This window comes from Bacillus sp. GMs2/2 (assembly GCF_050172095.1).
In the GTDB taxonomy this organism is placed as follows: Bacteria; Bacillota; Bacilli; order Bacillales; family Bacillaceae_G; genus Bacillus_A; species Bacillus_A cereus.
The window spans coordinates 1-3,327 of the sequence record NZ_JBNLYE010000404.1; the positions used below are offsets into that span (position 1 = coordinate 1).

The following is a 3,327-nucleotide window of genomic DNA, read 5'->3' on the forward strand; positions in this document are numbered from 1 at the left end:
AAAAATCAATTTGCATCAAGAAAAATAGAAAGTAGGTTAGGTCATGACAAAACAACCTAATAAAAAGAAATTTGAAGTACTTGAAAATGAAACAATTACAGACTGCTTAGCACGTATGGAACAAGAAGGCTACGCTCCGTCTCGTCGTATGGAAGAGCCAATCTTTCATGAAGTAAAGAAAGACGGCAAAACAGTAGTTGAGCCGTGCGGTAGGAAGATTGTTTTTGAAGGGAAATTGAAGTAATCCAATAACAAATTCTCTTTATAGTATAGAGCCATCCAATAGTTGGATGGCTTGTTTTTTTATTAATCAATGAAGGAATTGAATAGAATGAATCTCTCGTTCATTTCTCCTAATGGGCTTCTTTATATGGGACAAAAGATTGCTACTTTTTTCGTATATTGGTAAAATAAGTTCTTGGGTCTTACTTATTGTTATCGGTATAATGTTTGTCGCTTGAATGAAAGAAATTAGTTACAAAAATTTCGCACTATGCAAAGGGGTACAGCAACGATCCCTTTTTTGGAGGCACTTTAAACATAAAGCGAGAGAAGAGGCTATATGAACGATTCTCCTATCTTGTTTAAATATTAAACGAGTTATTGCAATTGGAATAGGTATATCAAACTATTCGACATCCTGATGGATCATCTTTTTCTAGTAACCTATCACTTCTGATGGAATCGATAGATTGCTAGAAAGCGGAAAACAATTATTAGTATATTCCGAAGCAGGTGTAACAGAGTGTCCTTCCATAATTAAGGGTAAAACCAAAATACGTTGTTTTAAAGAATGATTTGTTAGAACTGGTTATAAGGAATAAAACAGAAAAGAGGATCACATGTTAGATACTTTACAGAGAAGTAAAAAGTTTTTTTTAGTATGTCTTATTTTTTTAGTGCTTTTAACCGCTTGTGGTAATACAGATGTTAAGACATCTAAAGCTTCATTACCACCGGCTGAATCCAATATAGATACATCATTAAAAGCACCAAATTGGGTAGAGAAAAGTCCTATCCAACAGTCTCCTAATTTTACGGAAGATAAAAAAGTACAATCGGTTGTGAATTTAATAGCAACGGGTGATAATTTATATCATGACGCAGTAATTAAAGATGGCAAACAAAAAGACGGTTCATATGATTATAATTATATTTATGAAAATATCAAAAAAGCTGTTAAATCAAGTGATCTTGCTATAGTGAACCAGGAGACTCCGATTGCCGGAAATAATTTAAAAGTACAGGGATATCCGACTTTCAATACACCTGAAGAAGTAGGCCAATCTTTAGTGGACACTGGATTCAATATAGTGACGCAAGCGACAAATCACGCTATGGATATGGGTATTAAAGGTGTTGCGAATACAAGAGAATACTGGAAGAAATATCCGGATGTTATGCCGGTAGGTATTAATGAGAGTAAAAACGAGCGTAATGAAATAAAAACGATTACAAAAAATGGTATTAGTTTTGCGTTACTAAATTATACATATGGTACGAATGGAATTAAAATTCCAGCTGATAAGTCTTGGGCTTTAAATTTAATTGATAAAAAAGCGATACAAAATGATGTGGAAAAGGCAAAGAGTAGCTCTGATATGGTGATTGTTATGGTGCATTGGGGAGTAGAATATACCTCAACACCTTCAAAGCAACAAAAAGAAGTTGCTCAATATTTAACAGATTTAGGTGTAGATGTAGTAATTGGAAATCATCCACATGTAATTCAACCAATTGAGTGGAAACAAAATAAAGATGGACATGAAACGCTAATCTATTATTCTCTTGGAAATCTTATTTCTGCGCAAGAAAAATTAGAAACATTAGTTGGAGGATTATCTTATGTACAATTTGTTAAGTATGAAGATAAAACTTTTGGTATACGACAAGCGGCAATCGTACCGACAGTAACCGACTATGCTGATGGTAAGAAACAATTTAAAATTCAATTTTTAAAAGATTATTCGGATGAAAATTCTAAAAAACATGGAATTAAAAAATTTGTCGGCCCCGTTTCTTTGAAGGATTTCAAGGAGATTCCTAGAGACGTGTTGGGAAATTGGTATAAAGACTAATAAACAAAAAGGGAATGAGATACAATTAAAAAATTTATAATTTTAGCATTGGTATTAGCAATGGGATGGAGTCTTGCTGCTTGTAGTGGAAAGCAAACATCTCAGGCAACTACTAATAATAACGATAAAAATAAAAATGAAATACATGCGAAGAAAAAAGATGTTTTACCTATCTCTGATGTTAATGATTGGAGAATTATCCTTGTAAATAGAGAGCATATGTTATCAAAGGAACTAGGAATTGAATTAACAAGTATCACCCAAAATGCGAAGCCAAATATGAAAATAGATAGTAGAATTGCAACTTCCTATCAGGATATGGTAGCAGCTGCAAAAAAAGAGGGAATCAATCTTTATTTAAGATCAGGTTATCGAGCTATAAAATTACAACAAACTTATTATGATGCTTCAGTTAAAAGCTATAAATCTCAAGGCTTGTCGGATAAAGAGGCTAGTGCTAAGGCATTGGAATATCTTCAGTATCCTGGTGCAAGTGAACATCATACTGGATTAGCGTTAGACATTATTTCAGTTGAATGGCAGAATACTGTAGAAGATTTAAATGCAAAATTTGAAACTACCGATGCATTCAAATGGTTAGATAAGAATGCTGCAGAATATGGATTTACTCTCCGCTATCCAAAAGATAAAGAGAATATTACTGGCATTAAGTATGAGCCATGGCACTATCGTTATGTAGGAAAAGAAGTTGCTGTTTATCTAAAAGAAAAAGGGTTAACTTTAGAAGAATATAACGAAAAAATTAAGTCTGGTAAGTAAAAATATGCTTTAATTTTATTAAACATTATGCACTGCTACAGGAAAAGGTGAATCTGAGGATGTGTTAACCTTCCGCCTAGTATTGTAAAAACTGAGTATGATAATTTGAGCACGTATGAACCAGTTATCGTGTAAAAAGATGTATGTATTAAGAAATTAAAGTTAAGGATCTGATATTCATATCAGATCCTTTTTCTATCGTTCTTTTAAGAGCGACTGAGCCAAAATATTGGAATGAATATAGAAATAAAACAGCCCAAGGAATAGTATAACGAATCCGGGAGTCTACTCGTACGCTTCATTGGGATTATCCAGAAATAGTTGTTGATGAAATAAGAAAGAACTGGTCTTACTCTCTCAAGCAAGGATTTAATACGAATGAATTGGATAAAAGGTAGTAATAAAAAACACTGCGCCTGGCAGTGTTTTTTATTATTTCTGCACATAAATACATAGTCATATTGATTAA

At 33.0% G+C, this 3,327-nt stretch carries 3 protein-coding genes; all 3 read left to right on the plus strand.

Features of this window, described 5'->3' with window-relative positions; translation table 11 throughout:
* Positions 1-43 precede the first annotated feature (43 nt).
* The 3 genes from ACQGS6_RS25110 to ACQGS6_RS25120 all read left to right on the plus strand — a co-directional run bounded on the left by ACQGS6_RS25110 (position 44) and on the right by ACQGS6_RS25120 (position 2,858).
* Positions 44-244 (plus strand): NETI motif-containing protein, encoded by a 201-nt coding sequence (locus ACQGS6_RS25110; RefSeq protein WP_000166303.1) that lies wholly within the window; start codon positions 44-46, stop codon positions 242-244.
* Between the two features lie 598 nt (positions 245-842).
* The gene (locus tag ACQGS6_RS25115) at positions 843-2,078 is read left to right on the plus strand and encodes a CapA family protein (protein WP_426965776.1); all 1,236 of its coding nucleotides are present in this window, start codon (positions 843-845) and stop codon (positions 2,076-2,078) included.
* A 48-nt stretch (positions 2,079-2,126) separates the two neighbouring features.
* Positions 2,127-2,858: a M15 family metallopeptidase gene (locus tag ACQGS6_RS25120; protein ID WP_000241986.1), complete on the plus strand. Its 732-nt coding sequence runs from the start codon at positions 2,127-2,129 to the stop codon at positions 2,856-2,858.
* The last annotated feature ends 469 nt before the right edge of the window (positions 2,859-3,327 follow it).